The 24,912-nt window shown below is 46.0% G+C and carries 22 protein-coding genes and 3 tRNA genes; 14 read left to right on the top strand and 11 right to left on the bottom strand.

Going from position 1 to position 24,912, the window contains the following annotated elements; all coding sequences use genetic code 11:
• The first annotated feature begins 85 nt into the window (after positions 1–85).
• The 3 genes from HRQ91_RS03590 (at position 86) to HRQ91_RS03580 (ending at position 1,980) form a co-directional block, all read left to right on the top strand.
• Positions 86–295 (top strand): DUF2281 domain-containing protein, encoded by a 210-nt coding sequence (locus tag HRQ91_RS03590; RefSeq protein ID WP_210120301.1) that lies wholly within the window; start codon positions 86–88, stop codon positions 293–295.
• Complete coding sequence (locus HRQ91_RS03585; RefSeq protein WP_210120300.1) at positions 295–675, top strand: type II toxin-antitoxin system VapC family toxin; 381 nt, start codon at positions 295–297, stop codon at positions 673–675. The genes HRQ91_RS03590 and HRQ91_RS03585 overlap by 1 nt, the downstream gene beginning before the upstream one ends.
• A gap of 141 nt (positions 676–816) precedes the next feature.
• Positions 817–1,980, top strand: coding sequence for a hypothetical protein (locus HRQ91_RS03580; RefSeq protein WP_210120299.1), 1,164 nt, complete (start codon positions 817–819; stop codon positions 1,978–1,980).
• Between the two features lie 73 nt (positions 1,981–2,053).
• Here the strand turns inward: HRQ91_RS03580 and HRQ91_RS03575 are convergent, their stop codons facing one another.
• The 5 genes from HRQ91_RS03575 to HRQ91_RS03555 all read right to left on the bottom strand — a co-directional run bounded on the left by HRQ91_RS03575 (position 2,054) and on the right by HRQ91_RS03555 (position 7,463).
• A complete protein-coding gene (locus HRQ91_RS03575; RefSeq protein ID WP_210120298.1) occupies positions 2,054–2,896 on the bottom strand; it encodes an MBL fold metallo-hydrolase in 843 nt (280 codons plus the stop codon).
• Positions 2,897–2,930: 34 nt separating this feature from the next.
• Complete coding sequence (locus HRQ91_RS03570; protein WP_210120297.1) at positions 2,931–3,881, bottom strand: ABC transporter permease; 951 nt, start codon at positions 3,879–3,881, stop codon at positions 2,931–2,933.
• 2 nt (positions 3,882–3,883) lie between these two features.
• A complete protein-coding gene (locus HRQ91_RS03565) occupies positions 3,884–4,834 on the bottom strand; it encodes an ABC transporter permease (RefSeq protein ID WP_210120296.1) in 951 nt (316 codons plus the stop codon).
• Positions 4,831–6,348 carry a sugar ABC transporter ATP-binding protein gene (locus HRQ91_RS03560; protein WP_210120295.1) on the bottom strand — a complete coding sequence of 506 codons (1,518 nt, stop codon included), beginning with the start codon at positions 6,346–6,348 and terminating at the stop codon, positions 4,831–4,833. Before HRQ91_RS03560 ends, HRQ91_RS03565 begins: the two co-directional genes overlap by 4 nt.
• 86 nt (positions 6,349–6,434) lie before the next feature.
• Positions 6,435–7,463, bottom strand: coding sequence for a substrate-binding domain-containing protein (locus HRQ91_RS03555; RefSeq protein WP_210120294.1), 1,029 nt, complete (start codon positions 7,461–7,463; stop codon positions 6,435–6,437).
• A 309-nt stretch (positions 7,464–7,772) separates the two neighbouring features.
• Here HRQ91_RS03555 and HRQ91_RS03550 point away from each other — a divergent pair, with 309 nt between their 5' ends.
• The 4 genes from HRQ91_RS03550 to HRQ91_RS03535 are packed head-to-tail and all read left to right on the top strand — an operon-like array spanning position 7,773 to position 11,882.
• The gene (locus HRQ91_RS03550; RefSeq protein ID WP_210120293.1) at positions 7,773–8,780 is read left to right on the top strand and encodes a TRAP transporter substrate-binding protein; all 1,008 of its coding nucleotides are present in this window, start codon (positions 7,773–7,775) and stop codon (positions 8,778–8,780) included.
• A gap of 14 nt (positions 8,781–8,794) precedes the next feature.
• Positions 8,795–9,370 carry a TRAP transporter small permease gene (locus HRQ91_RS03545; protein ID WP_210120292.1) on the top strand — a complete coding sequence of 192 codons (576 nt, stop codon included), beginning with the start codon at positions 8,795–8,797 and terminating at the stop codon, positions 9,368–9,370.
• Positions 9,367–10,659: a TRAP transporter large permease gene (locus tag HRQ91_RS03540; protein ID WP_210120291.1), complete on the top strand. Its 1,293-nt coding sequence runs from the start codon at positions 9,367–9,369 to the stop codon at positions 10,657–10,659. Before HRQ91_RS03545 ends, HRQ91_RS03540 begins: the two co-directional genes overlap by 4 nt.
• Before the next feature lie 29 nt (positions 10,660–10,688).
• Positions 10,689–11,882, top strand: coding sequence for a mandelate racemase/muconate lactonizing enzyme family protein (locus tag HRQ91_RS03535; protein ID WP_210120290.1), 1,194 nt, complete (start codon positions 10,689–10,691; stop codon positions 11,880–11,882).
• A 55-nt stretch (positions 11,883–11,937) separates the two neighbouring features.
• Here HRQ91_RS03535 and aroA read toward each other — a convergent pair whose 3' ends face one another.
• Together aroA and HRQ91_RS03525 are read right to left on the bottom strand one after the other, a co-directional pair.
• Positions 11,938–13,233: a 3-phosphoshikimate 1-carboxyvinyltransferase gene (gene aroA / locus HRQ91_RS03530; protein ID WP_210120289.1), complete on the bottom strand. Its 1,296-nt coding sequence runs from the start codon at positions 13,231–13,233 to the stop codon at positions 11,938–11,940.
• A gap of 100 nt (positions 13,234–13,333) precedes the next feature.
• A complete protein-coding gene (locus tag HRQ91_RS03525) occupies positions 13,334–13,951 on the bottom strand; it encodes a flavodoxin family protein (RefSeq protein ID WP_210120288.1) in 618 nt (205 codons plus the stop codon).
• Positions 13,952–14,266: 315 nt separating this feature from the next.
• On the opposite strand from HRQ91_RS03525, the gene HRQ91_RS03520 reads away from it, so the two are divergent.
• The 5 genes from HRQ91_RS03520 (at position 14,267) to HRQ91_RS03500 (ending at position 20,085) form a co-directional block, all read left to right on the top strand.
• Positions 14,267–15,913, top strand: coding sequence for a potassium/proton antiporter (locus tag HRQ91_RS03520; RefSeq protein ID WP_210120287.1), 1,647 nt, complete (start codon positions 14,267–14,269; stop codon positions 15,911–15,913).
• A gap of 292 nt (positions 15,914–16,205) precedes the next feature.
• The gene (locus HRQ91_RS03515) at positions 16,206–16,721 is read left to right on the top strand and encodes a TIGR03546 family protein (protein ID WP_210120286.1); all 516 of its coding nucleotides are present in this window, start codon (positions 16,206–16,208) and stop codon (positions 16,719–16,721) included.
• A 1-nt stretch (position 16,722) separates the two neighbouring features.
• Positions 16,723–18,909 carry a TIGR03545 family protein gene (locus HRQ91_RS03510; protein ID WP_210120285.1) on the top strand — a complete coding sequence of 729 codons (2,187 nt, stop codon included), beginning with the start codon at positions 16,723–16,725 and terminating at the stop codon, positions 18,907–18,909.
• A gap of 74 nt (positions 18,910–18,983) precedes the next feature.
• Entirely contained in the window at positions 18,984–19,889 is a 906-nt protein-coding gene (locus tag HRQ91_RS03505) for a PfkB family carbohydrate kinase (protein WP_210120284.1), read from the top strand.
• Between the two features lie 109 nt (positions 19,890–19,998).
• Positions 19,999–20,085, top strand: a tRNA-Leu gene (locus tag HRQ91_RS03500).
• An 85-nt stretch (positions 20,086–20,170) separates the two neighbouring features.
• Here the strand turns inward: HRQ91_RS03500 and HRQ91_RS03495 are convergent.
• The 3 genes from HRQ91_RS03495 to cimA form a co-directional block, all read right to left on the bottom strand.
• Positions 20,171–21,208, bottom strand: a complete 1,038-nt coding sequence (locus tag HRQ91_RS03495; RefSeq protein WP_210120283.1) for a sugar kinase — start codon at positions 21,206–21,208, stop codon at positions 20,171–20,173.
• 78 nt (positions 21,209–21,286) lie between these two features.
• Positions 21,287–22,387 carry a 3-isopropylmalate dehydrogenase gene (gene leuB / locus HRQ91_RS03490; protein ID WP_210120282.1) on the bottom strand — a complete coding sequence of 367 codons (1,101 nt, stop codon included), beginning with the start codon at positions 22,385–22,387 and terminating at the stop codon, positions 21,287–21,289.
• A gap of 99 nt (positions 22,388–22,486) precedes the next feature.
• Positions 22,487–24,064 (bottom strand): citramalate synthase, encoded by a 1,578-nt coding sequence (gene cimA, locus HRQ91_RS03485; protein ID WP_420832846.1) that lies wholly within the window; start codon positions 24,062–24,064, stop codon positions 22,487–22,489.
• A 164-nt stretch (positions 24,065–24,228) separates the two neighbouring features.
• Between cimA and HRQ91_RS03480 the strand changes: the two genes are divergently transcribed.
• Positions 24,229–24,302, top strand: a tRNA-Asp gene (locus HRQ91_RS03480).
• Positions 24,303–24,336: 34 nt separating this feature from the next.
• Positions 24,337–24,409, top strand: a tRNA-Pro gene (locus HRQ91_RS03475).
• A gap of 196 nt (positions 24,410–24,605) precedes the next feature.
• Here HRQ91_RS03475 and HRQ91_RS11740 read toward each other — a convergent pair.
• Positions 24,606–24,782, bottom strand: a complete 177-nt coding sequence (locus tag HRQ91_RS11740) for a BrnA antitoxin family protein (RefSeq protein ID WP_246473302.1) — start codon at positions 24,780–24,782, stop codon at positions 24,606–24,608.
• Positions 24,783–24,912: the final 130 nt, after the last annotated feature.

The following is a 24,912-nucleotide window of genomic DNA, read 5'->3' as shown; positions in this document are numbered from 1 at the left end:
AGAGAGAATTTGATGCCGTCGGGAAGAATTTTTTAACGGCAAGCGTTTCAAAGATATGATATACTGAGTACAAGAGAGGAAATACATGCCATATTCTGTTTTAGAGAAAAAAATAAACAGCTTAAATGCGGAACAACGACAATCAGTTTTCGATTATGTTAATTTTCTAGTAGAGCAAAACAATGTCGGGAAAGAAAAGAAAACAATCCGCCGTACTCCAGGCGGACTTTCAGGCGCGTTCTATATGGCGGACGATTTCGATGAAACGCCCGAATGTTTTCGGGATTATGTTTGATGTATTTGTTAGACACCCATACGTTTCTGTGGTTTTTGCATAATTCTCCGCACATCTCACAAAAAGCGCTAAATATTATCGGCACGGAAGAACAAATTTATGTAAGCATTGCATCCTTTTGGGAAATTGCAATAAAAAAAAGCATAGGGAAGCTTAAGATCGAATATCCGATTCAAAAGATAGAAACGCTTTGTTGTGAAAAAGATATTTCATTGCTGCATATTACATCAAAACATCTTGATACTCTAATCAGTCTTCCGAATATTCATAATGATCCGTTCGACCGTTTACTTATTTCTCAAGCGATGAGTGAAAATCTGAGTATCATAACAAAAGACAGCATTATTCCCCAATACCCTGTTGAAACTATTTGGCAGTAATTTAATCACACAAATATACTGTGACATCTTCTTAGAAAATTGCAATAAAGAGAGAATTTGATGCCGTCGGAAAGACTTTTTTAACGGCAAGTAAACCGCGGCTCCTTGCACGCGGCGACGACGCATAGTATACTTTAGCGCATGGAAAAAGGCATGTACGTCTATCCGTGGGAAATTAAAGACATAGGCGACTTTGAAAACGAATACGCCGAAACAGGCTGTAACGCCGTGGCGCCGGCGCTGAGCTATCACCATGCTGCGACCTTTGCCGCTTCTACGGGACGCTGTAAAAACCTTCGAGAATCGGCCGTGAGCTTTACGCCCGGAACAGGGCGATACGGAAAAATCGTTCCCTGCGTCAACGAAGAGTGCGCCCGTGCCGGTACTGTGCAAAAGCTCCGTTCTTGGGCAAAAAAGACGGATATTCACTTTGCCGCTTGGACGGTGCTGCTTCATAATTCAAGCCAAGGAGAGCGGCACGAAGCGTTCACTACGGAAAACATCTTCGGCGACCGCTATCCGCACGCGCTTTGCCCGTCTAATGCGGAAATACAAGAATATGCCCTATCGCTCATTAACGACATTCTCGACCAGTTTTGTCCCGACAGCCTCATGCTGGAATCGGTAACCACTCTGCCCGCCTTTCACGGCGCGCATCATGAAATCGCAAACATTACCGTAACTCCCGCCCTGCGGTGGCTTTATTCTTTGTGCTTTTGTCCTTCGTGCCGCAAAAACGCGGCGCGAAGATACCCCGGTATAGACCCCGACGCGCTCAGAAGCAGTCTTAAAGAAATCGCTCTTCGTCTTGCTGCAGAAGACACTCTGATTCAGGGTAACGGCGACGCACAGACAATGCAACTACTCTTGGAAATTCCCGGTCTTTTTGAGTACCAAAAGGCGCGGGAAGAAGGAGTAGCCGACTTTATTGCGCTTGCTACGGCGCCGGCACGAGAACGCGGCGTACGAGCCACAGTGATCCCGAGCGCGACGCCGTTTGACGCGAACCATGTCTTTATGGAAGGAATGAATTTTTTGCTGAACCGCACAAAGGCGGATCTTCTTTTGCCCCTTGTTTACGGGCAGGGTGAAACCTATGCCTCGGTCAAACGAACCGTACGGCTCTTTGACGAAAAAACGCCCGTAGGCATGGCAATGAGTCTAAATCCGGCGCAGTCCCCGACAAAGACAGCCTTCCTGGCTGCTTGTAACGATGCAAAAGAAGCAGGCTGCGAACATTTTTACTTCTATAATTTTTCGCTGGCCTCAGCGGAACGCCGCAGCTGGGTGCGGCAGGTAGTCTGAAAACCGGAAGCATAAAAATTCCCCTAAATCCGATTCGGAAAGCAATAGGAGCGGCGCCGGCTCGATGTGAGAACTACGCTTGAATTACGGCGGTATGCAGGCCGCAGGATTCCACCTTGGTTTTAAACATTTTCCACAGCGCAGGTTCGTGCGTCACTATTATACGATCCAACCGCCCCTGTGCTTTTTCGTACATCGACTTTAAGGCAAAAACCATATTCGTATTGCTTCCTACTCCGTAACCGAGCGGAAAGAACGGTCCCTTGCCGTCTTTGCCGAAGCTTTCCAACGAGCCGCAGGCATCTCCCGTAAACACCCACATATCGGCTGGATCTTCAGGCGATACCTGGATTGTGATAAATTGAGATCCGTAAGTATGAGTATTGAAAGCCGGAACCACGGAAATTCCGGGCAGAAGGTCGCACACGAATCCGTCCAACAGCGTCATCCTGCCTTTTAGGACCATGTCCAAAGCGTCCCGCATATCGTCAGGATTGATGCCTGCACGGATATAATCAAAAACGGACGGCAAAGAAAAAACTTCAACCCAGTCCAACATCTCTTTCTTCTGAAGATAAAAATGCGCGTTAGGGAAAGCCCTTATTCCGCCCATATGATCCCAGTGAGCATGAGTCAAAATCACCGTGTCAAAGTCCTCTCCGCGAAGACCTATTCGGGCCAGAGTTTCCTCCAGCGACTGAACGTTTCGCACGTGATTCATAGCCTCCAGTTTAAGGGCGTGCCCCTCTCTCAGATGGCCGCAGTCCAGAGCAACAGTGTGACCGTTACCTTGCAAAACGAGGAACCCGAAGGGTACGTACATATAGCCTTCATTATGTCTGCCGTAAACCATGGCAGACACTGCGCTGTCCGCCATAGCGTACTCCAAAAACCAGATTTTATATGATTCTCTCATAAACAACTCCTTGCGAGACGTCCGGCATTTACAGCTAGCGCTGTCTCTTTTCTCGTCCGTACAATAGTATCATCAGCAGAATCAACAGTCCCTGCGCCAATTCGCGGCCGGCCTGAGGCATCTGTATGACTTGCAAAATATCCTTAATTATGATGAATAAAAAAGTACCCGCTATAACGCCGGCGAAGTTACCCTTACCGCCGGTTATGGCTATGCCGCCCATTACCGTAGCCGCAACGGTAAACATCATATAAGGAGCCCCGATCGTAAGATAGGTGCTGCCGATGTAACCCGTCAGCAGAATGCCCGAAATACCGCCGCAAAGCGACGAAATGACGTAAATAAGGAATTTCATCGGGAATATTCTCACGCCTGAAAGCCAAGCGGCTCTCTCGTTGGTTCCCATAGCATATATCCGTCTGCCCCATTTTGCGCTTAGCATAAAAGTTACGGCAACGCACATAAACACGGCGTATATTAAAAGGACGTTCGGAATGCCCGGAATAAATTGCCCCTTTGCCAAAAACGTGACCAAAGGCGGAACCCCGAAAGGCGGCGTCCCGTCCGTAGCCAAAAGCAAGCTGCCGTCAATAATGGTCATCGTGGCCAGCGTCATAATCATAGGCGGAATACGCAGGAATGTGACACCCGCGCCGTTAAATACGCCCACAACGATCGCTAAAAGCAGCGCCGCTCCGATGGCAAATCCGGCGCTGTGGCCGCCCTGTGTCATAGCGCTGGTAACAACCGAAGCCATAGTGACTACATTGGCTATGGACAAATCAAAACCGCCTGAAATTACAACGATGGCCTGACCTACGGCCATAAAGCCCAGATACACCGCCGCCTGTGCAAAAGTTATATTATGCGACCAGGTATTAAAGCCGCTGATCGACAAGCTGGAGCCTATCCACAGCGCGACCGTCAACACGGACACAAGGAAAACGGGCTCTGACACGGCTTTTTTTAGCGTAGCTTTAGACATAATCATTCCTCATCCCCCTTGCGATAATACTCGACAGCTTTAACGCCGATGACAGCTATAAGTATAAGTCCCTGTACTACCTTTTGAAAATAAGGCGACGCACCGGCAAAAAACAGAATGTTTAGAAGACTTGTATTTATGAAAGCGCCGATAAGAGCCCCTCTCATCATGCCCACACCGCCGGTAAAGGCGACGCCTCCCAGTACCGCAGCTGCGATGGAATTCATCTGAAAAGGAGGGCCTATGGTAGGATCTCCGCATCCGATCTGTCCAACCAAAAGCAGAGCGCTTACGGCTACAAACATGCCGGACAAAGCGTAGGCGGCCAAACGCGAACGATTTACATTTATACCGTTGGCATAGGCGACCTTAGGATTGTCGCCCACAGCGTAAATGGCGACTCCGAGCCGGGAATTCTTTATCAATTTCCATACAACTACGGCAACGATCAATACCAGCGCAGCTCCGGGGATCATCGCCCTGCCTGAAAAAAAGCGGGTAAAAACCTTAGGAATGTAGCCGCCCGGTCGCGGCAAAATGAATAAGGTAACGCCTTTCCATACATAAGAAAATGCCAACGTAACTATGATGGCCGGAATGCGGGCAAAAGTAACTACGCTTCCCATGATAAGCCCGACCGCCGCTCCTGAAAGCAGCGTTACGATCACTCCGAAAGCGATGCCAAGGGGGCCGTCCCCCATTGTAGTTGCTAAAATCGTCGTCATCATCGAAACGGTCATGCCGATCGACAGATCTATACCGCCGGTAAGAAGAATACAAGTCTGTGCCATCGCGCAAGCCATAAGCGGTGCGAATTGCAGAAAAAAGGCGCAAGTCGATCGCCAGTTGCGAAGCACAGACGGATCGAGTATCAGGTTCACTACCACAAACACAGCTCCCACCGCGTACATGGGCAACATTTTCCGGGTTTGCTCGGAGAATTTGTATTTCATGCTTTTTCCTCCCGGCTGAATACCGACGCTGCAACGAGGCTTTCTTCACTCAGATCTTGCCCGTCAATTTCGGAATTAAGTTTGTTTTCGTAAAAAACCACTACGCGATCGCTTAAACCCACAAGTTCAAGCGTATCGGACGAGAGAATCAGTATAGTCACTCCGTTCCGTGACAGATCGTGAAGCAGTTCATAAATCTGCTTTTTGGTACCCACGTCGATACCTCTGGTAGGATCGTTGAGCAAAAGAAATTCAGGAGAACGCAGAAGCCATTTACCCACGACAACCTTCTGCTGATTGCCGCCGGAAAGATCTTCTACCAATTGATCCATTCCCATCATTCTTACCTGCATATCTTTTTGAATTTTCCCGTTTTCTTCCATTTCCTTAGCTCTGCGAATCAATCCGAGCGAGTTGGAAATTTCATCGAGACGGGCAAAAGACATATTAAAACCTATGGAATGCCAGAGAAAAAGTCCCTCGGTTTTGCGCTCGGCGGGAAGATAAGCTATGCCCAAACGCATGGCCGACTGCGGTCCTGAAAGACGGACGGGCTGACCTTTAACCGTGATGCGGCCTTCGCTGACACGCTCTATTCCAAAGAGACATTCAAGCACGTGCTGCTGACCTTGACCTGCCAAGCCGCCTATGCCTAAAATTTCGCCCTTTCGAACGCTAAAACTCACGTCGCGTAAGTGACGCGTGGATACATGCTCCAATCGAATCACTTCTTCGGCGCCTTTAAGGCGCTCGGGACGTTTGGCAGGATACAAGTCGCTTGCTTCCCGTCCGGTCATCAACGATACCAAACGGTTCTCATCAAAGGCGGCGATTTTTTCGGTAACAATTTGCTGACCGTCTTTAAGTACGGTCATTATGTCGCAAATTTGATACAATTCATTTAGACGGTGAGAGATAAAAATTACCGACAGCCCCGTACTTTTAAGCGCCCGCAATTTGCCGAACATCAATTCCACCTGCTCGTTGTTAAGGGCGCTCGTAACTTCGTCCAAAATGAGAAGGCGGGGCTTTTTTCTTAAAGCCTTGGCAAACTCCAGAAGCTGTTGCTCGGGCAGACTCAAACCCGACACATAGGCGTCAGGATCAATAAAACCAAGATCCATATCGGCTAAAAGGACACGGGCTGCCTCCCGCATCTTTTTTTTATCGCGCAAGAAACCGCCGTAGAGAAGTTCGTCGCCGAGAAAGATATTTTCGGTAACTGTAAGATGATGATGTAAACTCAATTCCTGACGCACGGCTTGAATGTCAAGGAGCTGCGCTTCTCGCGGGGAGAGTTTTTTATAAGATTGACCGGCGATGATCAAATTGCCGCCGTCCGGCTCGTATACACCTGAAACCAGATTTATAAGCGTAGATTTACCGGCACCGTTTTCACCGATCAGAGCATGAAACTCTCCCGGTTTAATCTCCAGAGAAAAAGGCTGAAGAACGACGTTGCCGGAAAAGGACTTACTCACCTTATCAATAACAAGAAATGACTGTGTCTCCATGTGAACCCCATAGAAAGGAAACTGGCTGAAGCTTTTGGACAGAATCCATAGAAAAAGCCGCCCCTTGCGGTGCGGCTTTTCCGCTGTTACTTTAACAGTTCGTTGATCTGCTCGTCGGTTATCGTAAATAAATAACCGTCATCGGCAAGACCGGACAGATCGAGTTTTTCGATCATTGCGTCGTCAATGACCGTAGAAGAAATGGGAAGAATTACTTCCTTTTTAATCTTCTGTCCCTTGAGAGCCCGCACGGCCTGCTCTACGCCGAGCGCACCGAGCCAGTTAGGCTGACCTACGCACATCGACGAAAAACCCTGCTTGCGAAGTTTTTGCCAGTTCTTAAGATAGGCGCCGTAGTTCTCGGATCCGATCGGAACAAGTTTACGCCCCATAGCCTGAAGAGTCTTGAGAGCTGCAGAGCCCTGAGAGCCGCCGAGTGTTATTATACCGTCGATATTGGGGTTTGCATCCAGAACCGGGCGAATCGCATCTATCGCCGGGCCTTCATTGTAGTCGGAATAGGTTTCGGCTACGATCTTGATTCCGGGGTATTTGGCCAATACGTTAAGAGCGCCTTTTCGTCTGTCTTCCGAAACGGAAACTCCCTGAGGCCCGTTACAAACGATGACGTTTCCCTTGCCGCCTATCTGATTTACAACCCACTGGGCTACGGTCGCTCCGAAGTCCAGCCCGTCGGTGCCGATTTTACTGGTTACGTCCTTGCTTGTAACCAAAGAGTCGATATTTATTATACGAACGCCCTGCTCTTCTGCTTCTTCGATGACATCGTTTAAAGCCTCGGCGTCGTTAGCGATCAGAATAATAGCGTCATAGCCCTGTTTGACAAGGTTACGAATGTCGTTGATCTGCTGATTTGTGTCGCCCGCAGCATCAACTACGCGATACTCGCCGGCAACGGTACCGTCGCCCTTATACTTGGCAAACTGTTTCTCCGCCCACTGCAGAGTAAGCTTTTGCCACGTGGGAGTAAGAAAACAAGTAGATTCAGCAATTTTAAAACCGCTGGTCTTCTTTACCTTTTCTTCGCCGCCCTTAGCAAAGGCCGTGCCAATTGCCAGTGTAAGCGCCAATACCGCAAACAGAGTTTTCTTCATAACAACTTCCTCCAAAAAAAGCAAAATTCAGGCTGCAAAAGCGTGACCTGTAAAAATACGAATAATATATTATATACGTACAATCGCCGCCTGTAAAGTTAAAAATTGAAAGCTGAATACTGCGCTGGCGCTGGGGATAAAAAAGCGGCAAAAGTGCGAACGAAAGTGTAAAAGAGAGAAAGAGCCGCTGCCGGCGAGATTCTTCGGAACGGTAAGACAGAAAGCCGAAAAAAAAAGATTGACAACCCGGAAAAATGGTATATCATGAAATTAGATCTAAAAATTAGGTCTAATTTTAGGAGGATAGAAATGTTAAAAAAAATTGCCGTATTTGTTTTTGCTCTTACTTCAGCGGGATCTCTTGCTTTTGCCGGCGGAGCTCAAGAAACGGGAGCCGGTCAGGCCGATAAGAAATTCGACATTGACCTTGCCACATCTTATGCGGCAGAAGGGCCGGCGGGCAAGGCTCTGGTAAAATTCGTCGCCGACGTAAAAGAAAAATCCGGCGGTTCCGTCAATATCAATCTGTTTACGGACGGAACACTGGGTAATCCTAAAGACAACTATACGTCCGTAGCCAGCGGCGACTTGGATATGGCCGTAACGGGCCTTGAAGGTCTTGACTTATACGCGCCGGAATACACATTCCTTGACTGCCCGTTTTTAATAAAAGACTGGAACCATTCCATGGCCTTATTAAACAGCGGAATAGGCGACAAACTTAAAGCGAGATACGAAGAAAACGGAATCACAACTCTTGCCTGGCACAAAAGAGATATCCGCGTACTGGCTTCCAACAGGCAAGTTAAAACTCCGTCCGACGTTACCGGTATGAAGCTGAGACTTCCCGGTATGAAAGTGTACGTTGACGCATGGGGAAATTTAAAAGTTACCACTACGACAGTAGCTATGAGCGAACTGTACACCGCGTTGCAGACAAACGTAGCCGAAGCATGCGAAGGCGGTTATGAGCAGATGAAAACGCTTAAACTTTATGAAGTTCAAAAATACATTGCGGATACGGATCACGTATTTGAATTTGTAGGTCTTTTTATAAACCGCGACCTGTTTAAGTCTATGAGCGACGCTCAGAAAAAAGTCCTGAAGGATTGCGCCGCCGAATCCATGAAGTATGCGGACAGTCTCGCCGAAAAAAACCGTGAAAATTACAAAAACGAATGTATAAAAGGCGGCATGAAATCCGTGCAAGTAGACAAAGACGCGTTCCGAAACGCTATGACGGCCTATTACAAAGATAAATTTGCAAAGGTTTGGACAGTCACCACATATGATGAAGTGATGAGCTACGCAAAGTAATTAAAGGGAAAGTTATGAATTTAATGAATAAGATTTATTCCCTTTATCTAAGGATTTTGGAATGGATCTGCATAGCTTTGCTGATAATCATACTTGCATGCATGCTTTTCCAGATAATTTGCAGAATTTTTGTCATAAGCCAAAGCTTTACGGAAGAACTGGCGCGTATCTGCTTTTGCGTAATGGCGTTTATGGGTTCTCCCCTTGCCCTCGCCGAAGGGATTCACATTGCAGTAGACATGGTAGTGCGCCGTTTTTCGAACACGGGAAAAAGAATTTTCGGAGTTCTTGACGCTGTTCTCATTGACGTTTTTTCCGTATTCGGGATCATCGGTCTACAAACAATGATGAAGGCGAACACAAAAACGACCGCCGTATCTATTTCATGGATAATGATGAACTGGATCTACGGTCTTGTCTATCTGTCGCTCTTTTTTTTATTCTTCGTCTCTACCGTGCAGCTGATACTGATTTTAAAAGGAAAGTCTGAAATAACTTTGATAAACATGAAAGAAATGGAGCTTGAAAGAAATTCGGAACAGAGCTCGCTCGCACAAGCTATAGAATCCGAACTGGGAGAAAAAAAATGAATCTTGTTATCACCCTCATTCTTGTGAGCATGCTGCTCTTATTTCTTTGCAAGGTTCCAATATACATAAGCATGACCTTAGCCGGCTGCGTTCTTATGGCGGTTACGAGAGGAATGAAATGGGGAATTCTCGCCCAGTACTTGTACACGGGAGTGGATTCTTTTACATTGCTTGCGATTCCGCTGTTTTTGCTTGCCGCAAAGATAATGAACACGGGCGGAATCACAAAAAGGCTTTTTGCCTTCTGCATGAAAATGGTAGGCTGGCTTCCCGGCGGATTGGGACATGTAAACGTACTGACAAGCCTTGTATTTGCCGGTATGTCCGGCACGGCCGTTTCGGACGCTTCCGGACTCGGGACAATCGAAATTCAGGCCATGAACGATAACGGCTTTGACAATGAATTCAGCTGCTGCGTTACCGCCGCTTCTTCAACACTGGGTCCCATAATTCCTCCAAGCATTCCTATGGTTATCTACGCTACGGTTTCGGGAGCATCTGTCGGAGCCTTGTTTATGGCAGGAATTTTCCCCGGAATAATAATGGCACTCATAATGATGGGAGTTGTCGCAGTATATTCGATAAAGCGAAAATATCCCCGTACAAAATTCCCCTCCGTAAAAGAATTCTTCGTTGCATTTAAAGAAGGGCTTCCTCCGATGATGGCGCCGGTGATTCTGCTCGTAGGTATTTACGGCGGAGTTTTTACCCCCACGGAAAGCGCGGCCGTAGTCGTAGCGTACAGCATCGCTCTTGACCTTTTGCTTTACCATGAACTCACATGGAAGCATTTTTTAAATATCCTCAGGGATACCGTCCGAGACTCGGTTACTATCGCAATGATAATCGCAGGGGCAACCTTTTTCGGCTATGTAGCTACAAGGGCGAAAATTCCGCAAATGATATTAACGGCAATGACGGGAACGATAAACAACAAATACGTTTTGCTCTTAGTCATAAACATTTTCCTTCTTATTATAGGATGCTTTTTGGAAACCGCTTCGGCCATAACCATAGTAGTGCCGCTGCTCTTGCCGCTTTTAAATCAATACGGAATAAGCCTAACTCAATTCGGCGTTATCATAGTTCTTAATCTTATGATAGGACTTTTAACGCCGCCTTTCGGACTCGTGCTGTTTGTGGTAAGCAAGATAGGACGAATATCAATAGGGCAGTTCAGCAAGGCTCTGCTTCCGTGGCTGACAGCCTTGCTTGCGGCGTTGCTGCTCGTTACGTTTATTCCTCAGATAAGCCTTTGGTTCCCTTCTTTCCTTGGGATGAGCGTTTAAATAGGACATAGGAATCAGAGGAGACTTTTATGAAAATTTCAGCCGTTGAAACGATACCGCTCGCGCACGAATGCAAAATTCCGATCGCGGACGCCGTAGGAGTAAACAGGCTTCGTAAGGCTCTGCTCATTAAAATAAATACCGACAAAGGCCTTTGGGGAATAGGCGAAGCGTTTTTGTACGGCTGCTCGCTGCAAGGGGCTAAAAAAATACTGGAAGATCAGTTTGTTTCTCTCCTTATAGGGAAAAATCCCTGCAGTGCAAAAGAAAACTACGAACTTCTTTGCTGGAATTCCATGGCCTTCGGTCGGGCGGGAATAGTAAAGGCGTTGATCAGCGGCATTGACATTGCCCTATGGGACATTGCGGCAAAAGCGGAAGGCTTGCCTGTAGGAAAACTGCTCTGCAAGGAAACCTCATGCTTACATTTGGATAAAATTCCTTCATACGCAAGCGGAGGCTTCTACGCCGAAGGTAAAGACAAAGCTGCTCTCGAAAAAGAAGCCGAAGCATATTTAAAAAAGGGATATTCCGCCGTAAAAATAAAAATAGGACGAAATCCTTCAAGGAGCGACAGTCCTCTTAAATATCTTCCGTCTTCCTGCTGGGGCGAGAGCGTCGAAAAAGATATAGAGCGGATTGCGGCCGTCCGGTCCGTATTGGGAAATGAGAGAATCTTAATGGTGGATTCAAACGCTTCTTTTTCCGCCCAAGGCGCAATGCAGATTCTTCCTTCATTAATAGAACAAGGCGTAGCGTGGTTTGAAGAGCCCATCCGCTTTGAAGACGAAGACGGCCTTAAGGAATTGCGTGCCGCCATGAAAGGAAGAATGCAAATCGCGGGATTTGAAACCGCACAGGGAGATGCGGTTTTTAAAAACCTCATAGACGGCGGCTGCGTAGACATCGTCCAAGCCGACATCGGCTGGGCTGGAGGTTTTACGGGCTGTCTTAAGATCGCGGAACTTGCAAAAAAAGCCGGAAAAAAGTTCTCTCTGCATTCATTCGGTTCGGCTGTACATTTTGCTTCAAGTCTGCACCTTGCTTCCTGTTTAGCTAACACCGATATGATAGAATCGGAAGAGAATGCTAATGCGCTGCGATCGGCCATAGTTAAATCTCCGTTTCAGGCAGACCCGAAAATGGCGTTTTACGTTCCTGAAAAAGAAGGTCTCGGCATAGAACTTGACTGGGACGCCGTGCATTCAATGCGCGTCTTGTAGTATATGCGCCTTAAATAAGGCTGAAATTTTAAACTTTACAGAAAAGCTGCATCCCTTATTCCGTAAGTTCGATACCGGCGCCGACCCTGTTCATCGATTCAAAGAAGGTGGGGAACGAAACGGAGGCGCACTGTGCATCTTTTACTTTCATACTGCCGTCGGCAAAAAGTCCTGCAACCATGAGCGCCATGGCAATGCGATGGTCTCCGTAACTTTCAACTTCCGTGCCTGTAAGCGCTCTGCCGCCATAGACCTTCATTGTGTCCGCGGTCGTTTCTATCTTAGCGCCCAGCTTCGTAAGTTCTTTTTCCATTACCGCCACCCTATCCGTTTCCTTTATGCGCACGTGCGAAAGTCCCGTAAAAGTTACGGGATCTTCCGCATAACACGCCGCAACGGAAAACGCCGGAAAAGAATCGGGGGTGTCATCTAAATTTATCGTAAGCCCGCCTTTGAGAGGTTTTCCGCCTTTTATTATAAGACGACCTCCGTCCGAATCTTTAGTTATGTCGGCTCCCATAGCTATAAGATGATCGGCAATTATCTTATCGCCTTGTGCGTCGTCAAAATCTACGCCGGAGACAGTCAATTGCGAAGGCGTACATACCGCAGCGACAAGGGGGAACGCTACGCCCGACCAGTCGCTGGGAATGACAGAATCGCATGCGGTATAAGACTGATTCCCTTCGACGGAAAGTCTCGTATAATCTTTGGAATTTAAAGAAAGCTCCACCCCGTACCGGCGCATCCAGTCTATAGTCATCTGTAAGTACGGTTTTTCAAGAGGATTTTTAATTTCAATATCGACCCTGCCCTCTCCCAGTGCGGAAGCCATAAGAATTGCCGAAACTGCTTGAGAATTGAATCCAGAAAAATGCGCCGTTCCGCCTTTTATCCTGCCTTTCACGATTACAGGCGGGGCTTCCAGCCCCGGACGCGTTAAAAAAGCGTTTGCGCCTATTTCGTTTAAGGCAGACACGAGGTGTGATACCGGCCGGCGGCGTATCTGATCGTCGCCGGTTATTACCGTGTATCCTTCGCAAAGAGCCGCCATTCCCATTGTAAAAAGCATTGTAGTGCCGGAATTCCCCGAGTCAATCACATCGTCGGGAACTTTAAGATTTCCGCCCGTGCCGTAAACCGTCCACACGCCGTCGTCTTCTTCGACCCTCGCCCCGAAAGCCCTTGCCGCAGAAAGCGCGCTTTTGCCGTCGCTTCCCGTCAAAGGATTTTTGATTCGAGATCGTCCGTCAGCCATCGCAGCCAAAAGTACAGCCCGTATAGTGTGGCTCTTCGATCCCGGCACGATTATTTCTCCGTAAAGTGAACTTCTACGGCTAATAGCAAACATGGCTTACTCCCATAAAAACTTTAAATAGCCGGCGACATACAGGCGGCGCGAATGCCCGTATGTGCGCACAAAGGCAAAACGTATTTCCCCTTATATCGTCTTAACGTATAAAATTCGTCCTTTTCCATTTTTCTTTTGCGAGCAAACCGAATTTTTCTTTTCCCAGCGCAATGCTTTTTATAAGGAAGGACATATTTCTGGCAAGGACGCGCACCGTCTGTAATCCTTCTTCGTCCTGAGAGGCTTCTCCGGGCATTCTTCCGAAAACATTGTTCCAGTACTGGCTTGAAGCTACCGGCATTCCCGATATGGTAAAATATTTGTTAAGACTGTCAAAAGCTGAAGACGTTCCCGCCCTTCTGGCGACGACTACGCTCGCTCCAACCTTCATCGTCTTGTTAAAGCGGGTGCTGTAAAACAGCCTGTCAAGAAACGCCGTAAGCGTAGCGTTTGGAGCCGCGTAGTAAACGGGACTTGCTACAACAAGACCGTCGGCTCTTTCGAAATGTAAAGCGGTTTCGTTTACGTCATCTTCAAAAACACATTTTCCTGTCTTGCTGCAAGAATAACAGGCCACACAGCCGCGTATGTCCTTATTTCCTATTTGAAGCGTTTTTGTTTCAATGTCTTGTTCTAAAAAAATTTTTTCCATCTCTTGTAAGGCGATCGAAGTGTTCCCTTCACAGTGCGGACTTCCGTTTAACAATAATACATTCATAAATGCGCTCCTTAAAATTACACTCGGCCAAAAGTTTCAATTTTGTTTGTTCCCGCTCAAACTGTTTTACCCCGCTCAGTATACGGCAAAGCAAAAAAAAAATCATTGTTTTTTACGAAAACACGTTCTTTGCGCGGCATTCGCGGCATGTAAGACAATATTTGCAGTGTCGATAGACAACATTTTGCAACATTGAAAAAAAAATTTATCTTCTGTATACTCTTTCAAATTGTGGGCGCAGCCTATGTAAAATATTTAAATGCAAAGACGTCGACACAATGCCGAAATATAAAAAATCGCCGATTAGGAGCCGTTATGCCGCTTTTTCTTCTGATAACCGCCGCAGTAATTTTTTTGTGCGTTTTGCTTAATAAAATTTCTTCAAAACTCGGCGTTCCCATGCTTTTAGCATTTATTATTTTGGGAATGGTGTTCGGTTCCGACGGAATTTTTAAAATCCCGTTCAACGATTTCGCCGCTTCCGAAAAATTATGCACCGCAGCTCTTATTTTTATCATGTTTTACGGAGGATTCGGAACAAAATGGAGCGCAGCGAAACCGGTCGCCGTTCAGTCGTTTTTGTTGGCTACGGTAGGCGTAGTTTTGACCGCCGTTTTTACGGCTCTTTTTTGCCATTTCGTTCTCCGTTTTTCTTTCAACGAAAGTTTTCTCTTGGGAGCGGTTATAAGCTCGACGGACGCGGCTTCCGTGTTTTACATTCTCCGCTCAAAAAAACTGAACTTAAGATACAATACAGCCTCATTGCTCGAAGCGGAAAGCGGAAGCAACGACCCGCTTTCATACATGCTTACGATCATAGCTTTGTCGTTTTTGGGAGTTTCAGGCGGAGAGAAGGGAATGAGCGTTCCTTCCCTTGTGTATTTAATCGTATCGCAGCTTGTATACGGCGCCGCATTCGGACTTATAGCCGGAAAATCGGCCGCCGTTACCTTAAAAAAATTTAAATTTGCGGACGCCGGTTTTGACGCGGCGTTCGTCATAGGACTGGCTGTTTTGTCTTATTCACTGCCGTCGCTCATAGGAGGCAACGGCTATCTTTCGGCCTATATAGCGGGCTTGTTTTTAGGCAACAGCAACATACCGAACAAAAAGTCACTGGTTCATTTTTTTGATGGAATAACGGGGCTCATGCAGATGCTTGTTTTCTTTTTGCTGGGTCTTCTTGCCTTTCCGTCCAGAATTGCCGGAGTAGTGACGGTCGCAATGGCGGTCGCTCTTTTTTTAACCTTTGTTTCGCGCCCGCTCGCAGTCTTCTTTCTTTTAACGCCATCAAGGTATCCGCTTCGTCAGCAAATGCTTATCTCATGGGCAGGACTTCGGGGAGCGGCCTCCATCGTATTTGCCGTTATGGCGTTAAATTCAATAAATGCAAATTCTCCCGGTATACTGCAACACGATCTGTTTCACATAGTGTTCTTTATAGTTTTGTTTTCAATTACGATACAGGGAAGCCTTTTGCCGCTCGCGTCGAAAAAACTTAAGATGATAGATAACAATACGAACGTTCTTTATACGTTCAACGACTATCCCGATGAAATTCCCGTACGCTTTATTCAAGTAAAACAGCCGGAAGACCATCCGTGGAACGGAAAAGAGATAAAATCGCTTGTTTTGCCACCCGAAACCCTTTTGGTTCTCATATTAAGAGATAAAGAACGTCTTATTCCGCGAGGCGCAACGATCATAAAAAGCGGCGACACATTAGTTTTGGCGGCAAAAGTATTTAACAAAAATGTCCATGACAAAGAAAATGACGAAGGTCTTATGGAAATTCCCGTCGGGAAGGATCATGAATGGGTTGAAAAGACATTAGCCGAAATCGCTCCGAAAAAAGCTTTTATAGTGCTCATAAAAAGAGGCGGCCGGCTTATAATTCCTAAAGGAAGCACCAGAATTGCCGCAGGGGACGTCCTTGTCGCGGAACAAGGACTGGATAAATAGATATCGGACTGCGCTCGCTTTTTTCAGAAAGCTCGTTTGCCAAGCGCCAGAGCGGCTCTGCGCCCGTTGTCGCGCGTAGCTGCGAGTGTTGTTATCGTAAGAGGTTTTTAAAATATCTTTAATCTTTTAAAAGAATAGATTATAATCGAGCGGACTAATTGCAAAAATGCATAATGCGCATTTGCCCGTATTCAAACAAAGCTGTGCGCAAGATGCGCACGAAAACGCCATTCTCGGAAATTGAAATTTCCTCGTATGCCGTTTTTTAAGGAACATCAGGGGAGGATCAACAGTGATTCGCTATATAATAAAGCTTTTTAAAGCCTTAAATGCAAATACAAATCCTAATGAGATAGCTCATGCGTTCGGCATAGGATTTTTGCTCGGTCTTATGCCAAAAAACAACCTTTTGTGGTATTTGCTTTTTATCTTTTTTTTACTGCTTCGTATAAACAAAGGCGCATATTTTCTTATACTGCTCCTGTTTTCATTCGCCGCTCCGGTCTTTGATCCCTTACTGAATTCAATAGGCTATGCGGTTTTAAAATTTGCGCCGCTCGAAGGACTGTTTGCAACTCTGCTCGACATTCCCTTTGTAGGCTTTACGCGCTTTAACAATACGATCGTAATGGGCTCTTTGGTTTTGGGAATCGTCGCATACGTTCCGATGTTTATACTCGGACGGCTGTTCATAGTATTTTGGCGCAAGGTAATCACCCCAAAGATAAAACAAAATCCTGTTATGAAGGCATTTTACAAAATTCCCCTCATAGGAAAGATCAAATCGCTTGTTACGGAGATCAACTGATATGGCTGACAAAAAAGCTCCCAAAAAGAACATAACTGAAAAAGACGGCAAAAAAAAGACGGCCGATAAAACCCCGGTGCAAAAAAAACCGACAAAATCCTTGAGCGCAAAAAAACTTCCTGCGCTGTTAAAAAAGGCGTATACGCAAAAAACGATCGAGAAAAAATTGTTCGATAAAATATACATTGACGACGACAAAAAATTTCTCGCTTCTTTTTTTAAAGATCAAAAAGGAATCGTTCGAATTCCGCCTGAAACGCTCATTTCTGCCGCAGATTTTAAAAGATTAAAACTTATAGCAAAAGAAGTCAAAAAACAAAAGGGAGGTATAAATCCCGTTCCGTTTGCGGCGATAGTGATCGCGTGCGTCGCAATTTGTTTAACCGTAACGATATTCAAAAACGTAATAGTCAAGCGCGCCATTACGGCCGGTATGCAGCAAGTCTTCGGTGCGAAAACCGACATACAAAGCGTCGACGTAAAAATCTTTCAGTCTTCGCTTACCGTAACGGGGCTTGCACAAGCGAACAAGAACGAGCCGATGAAGAACATATTCGAAGTCGGCAGCATAAAGGTTGATTTTAATCTTACGCAGCTTCTTCGCGGGAAATTCGACGCGGAAGACATTTCCGCTATGGATATCTTATTCGGAACGGATCGAAAAACGTCAGGCGAGCTTCCTTTAAAAACCGCAACAGCCAAAGAAAAAAAAGTTTCAAAACAATCGGGAGAAAAATCCGCCGCTAAGATGGAAGCTGTAAAAGAGAGCATAAAATCGATCTTTGCCGACTATAATCCTAAGGCCATAATCGCAGGGCTTGAAAATAACCTTAAGTCCCCCGCCCTCGCCGAAAGCATAAAAACCGAAACCGAAGCTCTGACAGTAAAATGGAAGGACAGACCCGAGCAGATACGCTCCGACGTTGAAAAACTAAAAGCGGATGTACAAACCATAACCGGCACGGACTGGAGCAAAATCTCAAACGCGGCGGAATTAGCCGCAGCCCTTAAAACCACGCAATCTGCAATTGAAAATGCCAAAAGACTCAAACAGACGACGCAGGAAGCCGCATCAGACATAAAGGCGGACTCCAATACCGTAAAACGACTTTCATCCTCTCTTCAAGACGCAATAAAAAACGATAAGGTTCTTATACAAAAGGAGGTCGATAAAATAACTTCCTTTTCTTTGGACAAAGCCAAGTCGTTGCTTTCGGACTCTATGACGGCCATAGCTTACGATATTTTCGGTAAGTATTATACCTATGTTCAAAAAGGAATCGACGCCGCGCTCCGTTTAAAAAGCCGGTCTAAAGCGGGCGCTGCAGGAAAAGCGAAAAAAAAGGTAAAAACTGAAAAAAGAATGCCGGGAACGGACATATATTATAAAAAAGATAGCGTCCCGAAATTTTTGATAGAAAAAGCTGCAGCTTCCGGAAAAAACTTTAAAGCCCAAGTAAAGGAAATTTCAAGCGATCCGGATTTAAGAGGAGCTCCGGCGGTCTTTGACGGAACGCTTTCCCTTGCCAAACAGACTCATAAACTTTCGGGCGTCGTCGACGGACGTACGCAGACAAAAGAGCCTCTTATCCAAGCCGATTATTCGGGTTCCGGTTATCCTGTAGCTGTAAACACGGACGTAATCGCTTTTTCAGGAACATCACGGATAAACATAAAAACAACGGCCGACGACGACGGAAGCGTCTTTGCGGAAGGCGTAATAGATCTTGCAAATCTTTCGCTCGGCTCACAGCCTTTCGAACCTGAATCGGCATACAATATTTATAAAAAGGCGCTTGCTTCGATAAAGACATTAAAAATAAATTTAAAAGCCGAATACTCCGCAGACGGAGGCGTAGACATAAATTTGGCGACCGATGCGGACAAAAAACTTTTAAATGCGATGCAGGAGCTTTTTTCGTCCGAACTTTCTTCGATAAAGTCTCAGGTACAAAAAGAAATGACAAATTTGCTCTCGCAAAAGACCGGCGGAGCTCTGAGCGCTCTCGACAAATATTTTGAAATTGAAAGCCTTATGAATAATCAGGAAAATGCAATGAACGCGATAAATCAGCAGCTTTCAAAAAAGCAAGAGGAAATATCCGCTCAGATCAAAAAGCAGGCAGGCGACGCTGCAAAAGAAAAGGCCAAAGAAGCGGCGGGAAACGTGCTTAAAAAGTTATTTTAAAAGGGGTCTGTCCAAAAATTTCAGCTTTTGGCCGGTTTCCCTGATCTATATTCGCTCGCATAAGGTTTGATACTATGAAAGTAACTGCGGTTTGCTTGAGTTCTACGATACAAAAGACGATTACATTCGAAAACCTGAAGCTAAAAAAAGTCAATCGCTCGCAACGATATGTCGTCCATGCGTCCGGCAAAGCCGTAAATTCCGCGCGCGTATTGGACCAGCTTGAAAGCGGCTTTTGCGAAGCGATATGTCCCGTAGGAAAAGAAAACGCACAAAGATTTTTGGCGCTCGCCGCCCGAGAAATTTTTCCTATTAAAAGCGTTTTTGTTCCTGGTTTTACGCGCGAATGCTGGACTCTTTTGAATAAAAAAAATTCAAGCGTTACGGAATTAGTCGTAAGCGAACCTCCGCTTTTTACGGATATGTCAAACAGCATAAAAGAGCTTACGGCCATGATCGATAAAAGCCTTGAAAAAACGGAGGCTCTGCTCATTGCGGGAAGCCGCCCTGCAATTTGGCCTGAAAATTTAAACGCTGAAATCTGTAAACTTGCGGCGGACAAAGGAAGGCTTGTCATGGCGGATTTTTGGGGCAAAGATCTTGAAAAAACGCTTGAAGTTTGCACTCCGCACATAATAAAAATAAACGAAGACGAATTCTACGGAACATTTAAGCTGCCGCCGGCCGGCAAAGATGAAAGCGAACTTGCAAGAGCCGTGTGCGGTGAAAGTAAAAGACTTAAAAACATAATCGTCGTTACCCGCGGAACAAAATCTACCGTTGCCGGAGAAAACGGCAATCTTTATATGCAAAAAACGATTAAGACGAAAGCCGTAAATACAATAGGCTGCGGAGACGCTTTTTCCGCAGGTTTTTTATACACGTATATTAAAACAAAGGATATTAAAAAGTCGCTTGAAACCGGTGCGGAATGCGGGGCAAAAAACGCGGCGCTTGAAATGCCGGGTTCAATAAAATAGAGGCGATAAAATTGCGTGCCTTTTTCCGGATACGGCGGACAGGCGCGGGACACGCCGTAAGACGCCCGCTTGAACATAAATGCTTTTTTGTATATTATCTGAAAGCGTTGCCAGGATGGTGGAAATGGTAGACACAAGGGACTTAAAATCCCTCGACATTAAACCTGTCGTGCCGGTTCGATTCCGGTTCCTGGCAAAACCGTTAATTTGCGGCATTTCGGCTTTACCCGAAACTCGAAGTTAAAAGCGCCGCGCTTATTCAGCAGCGTCTTTTAACAAACTCACCTTTGAACGCGTCCGCTTGAATTTCCTGCGGACAAAGACTTCACCTCGTCCACACTCGCAAGATTAAAATCGTTTTCAATGGTATGCTTAAGGCACGAAGACGCAACCGCAAAATCTATTCCTTCCTGCACCGGCATTCCCGTTATAAGCGAATATATTATTCCCGCGCTAAAGGCGTCTCCTCCTCCGACACGGTCGATCATCGTTATCGAATATCTGGGAGAAAAAGTTCCTTCTTTCTTTTCGCCGTCGTAGATCATTCCGCCCCAATCGTTTATATCGGCGGAAATGCTTTTACGAAGCGTCAGGGCGACTTTACCGAAACCGAATTTTTCGACAAGCTGGCGTGAAACGCTCGTCGGACCTTCTCTGTTTAAAATCGCGGTTTCAATATCGCAAGTTTCGGGCAAAATACCGAAAATTTCACAGACGTCGGACATATTGGAAATAAAAACGTCCACATACGGCAATAATAAGAGCATTGTTTTTTGCGCCTGTTCGGCCGACCACAGTTTTCGGCGGAAATTAAGATCACAGGAAATCGTCAGCCCTAATTTTTTAGCCGTCTTGCACGCTTCAAGGCATATCTCGGGTAAAGATCCGCCGACGGCGGGAGTTATCCCCGTAAAATGAAACCATCCGGCATTCGACAGAATTTCATTCCAATCGTAATCTTCAGGCTTCGACAGCGAAAAAGCGGAATCCTTGCGGTCATAAATTACCTTGGACGGACGCTGGCTTGCGCCCTTTTCAATAAAATAAATTCCAAGCCTGTCTCCGCCGCGCGCGCACTTTGACATATGAACGCCGTAATGCCTAAGCCAGTTGACCGCGCATTGACCTATATCGTGAGAAGGCACTTTTGTAACCAAAAAAACTTCCTGATCGAAATTTGCCAAAGAAACGGCGACGTTTGCTTCAGCTCCGCTGTAAGAGGCCTTCCAATTGGAAGCCTGTAAAAGCCGTTCATATCCTGTAGGATTAAAACGCAGTAATACTTCACCAAAGGTGACAATTCTTTTTTTATTGTTCATATCTGAATGTTAATTTGTTATAATTTTGCTGTCAAGCAAATAATAGAGCATATTACGGACGGCGGCACCGAATACGGTTTAAACCGCAGCCTTCAGGGCGGAAATCACAAGCTGTCCCATTTTCTTTGTTCCGACAATTTTTCCTTTAGCTTTAAGTTCTTCGATCTTTGCACCGGCAATATCGGCCGTACGCCAACCGTCTTCAAGAACCTTATCTACGGCAGCTTCAACGGCCGCCGCTTCTTTTTCAAGCTTAAAATCGTAGCGCAACAGCATGGCGGCAGATAAAATCGTCGCAAGAGGATTTGCAAGGTCTTTACCTGCGATATCGGGAGCGCTTCCATGGATCGGTTCATACAATCCCGGACCGGAACCGTCGCCAAGAGAAGCCGACGCAAGCATACCTATCGATCCTGTTATCTGGCTCGCTTCATCGCTTAAAATGTCGCCGAACATATTGCTTGTAGCAATTACGTCAAACTGCCTCGGATTACGCACCAACTGCATGGCCGCATTATCTATGTACAAGTATGAAAGTTCCACATCGGGATAATCGCCTTTTACGGCTTCCGTAACGCGTCTCCAAAGCTGGCTGGAATTTAAAATATTAGCCTTGTCCACTACGCAAAGGCGTTTTTTTCGTTTTTGAGCCGATTCAAAACCTATGCGGACTATGCGCTCTATTTCAGGCCATGTGTATTTTTCAGTATCCCAAGCGGTTTTTCCGTCGGAAGAAGTTCCCCTGTCGCCGAAATAAATTCCGCCGGTAAGTTCCCTCACGATAAGAATATCAAGCCCGTCGCCCGCAACTTCATCCTTTAAAGGACATGCGTCTTTTAATTGCCTGAACATAACAGCGGGGCGAAGGTTCGCATAGACCTTTAATCCGCCGCGAAGGCCGAGCAGAGCTTTTTCAGGGCGAAGTTCCGAAGGAAGATTGTCCCATTTCGGGCCGCCTACGGCTCCGAGCAACGCCGCGTCCGAAGACTTTACGGCTTCAAGCTGCTCGTCGGTAAGAGGCTTGCCTAATTTGTCTATAGAACAACCGCCTGCAACAATATCTTTATAAGAAAAGGAATGTCCGAATTTCTTTGCGACTTCGTTTAAAACATTAACGGCCTCGGCCACAACGTCGGGGCCTATTCCGTCTCCAGGGATCAATGCTATCGTCTTGTTCATTTAAAACCTCATTTTATACATTTTATTAAAAATCCTGAATTCTCACTACAGGGCATCCGGGGAAACTCGCCTTTAGCGATTTTTTCGGCTTTCGGCTCCCTAAAGCAGCTTTTTATAACGCTGTTCCACATCTTTTATCAATTTATATTCAAAAGAATCGACAAGGGCTATCCATGACGCTTCCATAATATCGCAGGAAACGCCTACGGTAGTCCAAGTTTCCACACTGTCGGAGCTTTCGATCAATACGCGTACGCGGGACGCTGTTGCGGATCTTCCGTCTAAGACGCGTACCTTATAATCGATTAATCTTATCGTTTCAACCGCAGGATAAAAACGGCACAAAGCCTTACGCAAAGCTATGTCAAGGGCGTTTACAGGACCGTCGCCGTCACCGGCGGTAACTTCAATCTGCCCTTCAACTTCAAGCTTGATTTGAGCGCAAGCGCAAACTCCGTCTTCCGGTCTGGGATTTACGCCGTTAGTCTGATAGTAATGCAATTTAAAAAACGGCTGATATTTTCCGATAGTCTTACGAACAAGAAGTTCAAAACTTCCGTCGGCTCCTTCAAACTGATAACCTTCGAGTTCAAGATCCTTAACTTTTTTAATTATGTCCGCAACGACAGGGGAAGACTTTGTGATCGTAGGATCGAATTTTTTTATCTTTTCGATTATCATGCTGCGTCCGGCGACTTCGCTCATCAAAAACACTCTGGAATTTCCTACAGTTTCAGGAGCGATGTGCTCATAAGCCGTAGGATTTTTTAACACCGCATCGATGTGCATGCCGGCCTTATGCGAAAAAGCGCTTGAACCTACGTAGGGAACGCCGGGATTTATCATTATATTTGAAATTTCAGCGATCCGCTTTGCAATCGGCGTAAGGAGCGCGATGTTTTCAGGAGGAATGCACTCATAACCCATCTTAAGCTGAAGATTGGCTATGATAACGGCAAGATTTGCGTTACCCGTACGCTCCCCGAAACCTAAAAAAGTTCCCTGAACGTGCCTTACCCCGTTCTCCACAGCTATAAGGGAATTCGCCACTGCAAGACCGGAATCGTCGTGAGTGTGTATGCCGATCTTTACCTTAGCGCCGAATTTTTCACATACGACCTTTGAAATTTCACTGCAGCGGGAAAGCATACAGCCGCCTTTCGTTTCGCAAAGAGTTAGTACGGAAGCGCCTCCGTCAACGGCAGCCTGCAAAGTCAGCATCGCATAATCTTTGTCGTCCTCGTAACCGGTAAAAAAATGTTCGGCGTCATAGATTACATTTCTGCCGCTTTCTTTTAAAAAAGCGATCGTTTCATAAATCATCTTGATATTTTCTTCGGGTGTAGCACGTAAAATTTCAGTAACTTGAAATTTCCATGACTTACCGAATATGACTACGTCTTCCGTTTCTGCGGCGAGAAGGCTCTGAACGTTCAAATCTTCAGCGCTTGAAACGTCCCTGCGCCTTGTAGAACCGAAGGCGCAAAGGCGGGCGTTTTTTAATTTAAGCTTTTTTGCCGCCTGAAAAAATTCCATATCTTTGGGATTTGAACCGGGGTTTCCGGCTTCTATAAACGCTATGCCGATTTCATCAAGCGCTTTAACTATGTGAATTTTATCTTGAACTGAAAAACTGATTCCTTCGCCCTGAGCGCCGTCGCGCAACGTAGAATCCAAAATTTCAATTTTTCTATCGGGAAGGTTCAAATTTTTATCCTCAACAATTAATTTTATGACCTGCGCTATTATGGCAGTCAATAAATATCAATGTCAATAATTTTTCAAATTTTTCAGGATATGTTGACATAAATTAAAGTTTTTTATATATTTACGTACATCATGCGGGTGTAGCGAAGCTGGTTATCGCGCTGGCCTGTCACGCCGGAGATCACGGGTTCGAGCCCCGTCACTCGCGCATATACCCATTCGCCATGAATGGGTATTTTTTTCGGGCAATAGCGCAGTTGGTAGCGCGCTAGGTTCGGGACTTAGAGGTCCGCGGTTCAAATCCGCGTTGCCCGACTGTTAATTCCTTGCTATATACAAACTTGTCAAACACAGACTTTTTGCGGCGTTTTAGAAAGTCAATAAAAAGTCAATTCTGCATACTTCGCCGCAGATTCCCAGCGAAAATTCAAGCGGGCCAGCGTATCGCTCCCCCTGCGCGAATAAAAAGTCAATTCTGCAAAACGGGCGCGTCTATTTGACCGAAAGGATTTTATAAGCACTTACGCAAAAATTCGGGAGTTTTAAAAGCTTCGTCAATGATACGGCTCAAAACGGAACTGTAGCCTTTACCAAGCGCTTTAACTTTTTCGGCAGTTTCGGGAGAAAGGCGGATCGCTATTACTTGTTTTTTTCGGAGCTTGCGCTGTTCCTCGCTCGGTATAAACAACAAACAAAACTTTTTCAACTTTCCCTATCGTGATAAGGCGATCTTCCGTACCGCTATGGTTATATCAAATAATTCGATACGGTTGCTACCATATAAAAACGAGCTTTGCGGTTTCAAACGAGATTTTGTG

Source organism: Treponema parvum (assembly GCF_017893965.1).
GTDB lineage: Bacteria > Spirochaetota > Spirochaetia > Treponematales > Treponemataceae > Treponema_D > Treponema_D parvum.
Note: the sequence above shows the minus strand (reverse complement) of the source record. Positions and strands in the feature narration are given on the sequence as shown.

What these genes read in the sequence shown, in the direction of transcription:
- HRQ91_RS03590 (WP_210120301.1), top strand. Translation starts at nt 86, where the DNA reads ATGCCATATTCTGTTTTAGAGAAAAAAATAAACAGCTTAAATGCGGAA.
- HRQ91_RS03565 (WP_210120296.1), bottom strand. Translation starts at nt 4,834, where the DNA reads ATGAAATACAAATTCTCCGAGCAAACCCGGAAAATGTTGCCCATGTAC.
- HRQ91_RS03555 (WP_210120294.1), bottom strand. Translation starts at nt 7,463, where the DNA reads ATGAAGAAAACTCTGTTTGCGGTATTGGCGCTTACACTGGCAATTGGC.
- HRQ91_RS03505 (WP_210120284.1), top strand. Translation starts at nt 18,984, where the DNA reads ATGAAAGTAACTGCGGTTTGCTTGAGTTCTACGATACAAAAGACGATT.
- HRQ91_RS03535 (WP_210120290.1), top strand. Translation starts at nt 10,689, where the DNA reads ATGAAAATTTCAGCCGTTGAAACGATACCGCTCGCGCACGAATGCAAA.
- HRQ91_RS03510 (WP_210120285.1), top strand. Translation starts at nt 16,723, where the DNA reads ATGGCTGACAAAAAAGCTCCCAAAAAGAACATAACTGAAAAAGACGGC.
- HRQ91_RS03575 (WP_210120298.1), bottom strand. Translation starts at nt 2,896, where the DNA reads ATGAGAGAATCATATAAAATCTGGTTTTTGGAGTACGCTATGGCGGAC.
- HRQ91_RS03560 (WP_210120295.1), bottom strand. Translation starts at nt 6,348, where the DNA reads ATGGAGACACAGTCATTTCTTGTTATTGATAAGGTGAGTAAGTCCTTT.
- aroA (WP_210120289.1), bottom strand. Translation starts at nt 13,233, where the DNA reads ATGTTTGCTATTAGCCGTAGAAGTTCACTTTACGGAGAAATAATCGTG.
- HRQ91_RS03580 (WP_210120299.1), top strand. Translation starts at nt 817, where the DNA reads ATGGAAAAAGGCATGTACGTCTATCCGTGGGAAATTAAAGACATAGGC.
- HRQ91_RS03520 (WP_210120287.1), top strand. Translation starts at nt 14,267, where the DNA reads ATGCCGCTTTTTCTTCTGATAACCGCCGCAGTAATTTTTTTGTGCGTT.
- HRQ91_RS03585 (WP_210120300.1), top strand. Translation starts at nt 295, where the DNA reads ATGTATTTGTTAGACACCCATACGTTTCTGTGGTTTTTGCATAATTCT.
- HRQ91_RS03525 (WP_210120288.1), bottom strand. Translation starts at nt 13,951, where the DNA reads ATGAATGTATTATTGTTAAACGGAAGTCCGCACTGTGAAGGGAACACT.
- HRQ91_RS03550 (WP_210120293.1), top strand. Translation starts at nt 7,773, where the DNA reads ATGTTAAAAAAAATTGCCGTATTTGTTTTTGCTCTTACTTCAGCGGGA.
- leuB (WP_210120282.1), bottom strand. Translation starts at nt 22,387, where the DNA reads ATGAACAAGACGATAGCATTGATCCCTGGAGACGGAATAGGCCCCGAC.
- HRQ91_RS03570 (WP_210120297.1), bottom strand. Translation starts at nt 3,881, where the DNA reads ATGTCTAAAGCTACGCTAAAAAAAGCCGTGTCAGAGCCCGTTTTCCTT.
- HRQ91_RS03495 (WP_210120283.1), bottom strand. Translation starts at nt 21,208, where the DNA reads ATGAACAATAAAAAAAGAATTGTCACCTTTGGTGAAGTATTACTGCGT.
- HRQ91_RS03540 (WP_210120291.1), top strand. Translation starts at nt 9,367, where the DNA reads ATGAATCTTGTTATCACCCTCATTCTTGTGAGCATGCTGCTCTTATTT.
- HRQ91_RS03545 (WP_210120292.1), top strand. Translation starts at nt 8,795, where the DNA reads ATGAATTTAATGAATAAGATTTATTCCCTTTATCTAAGGATTTTGGAA.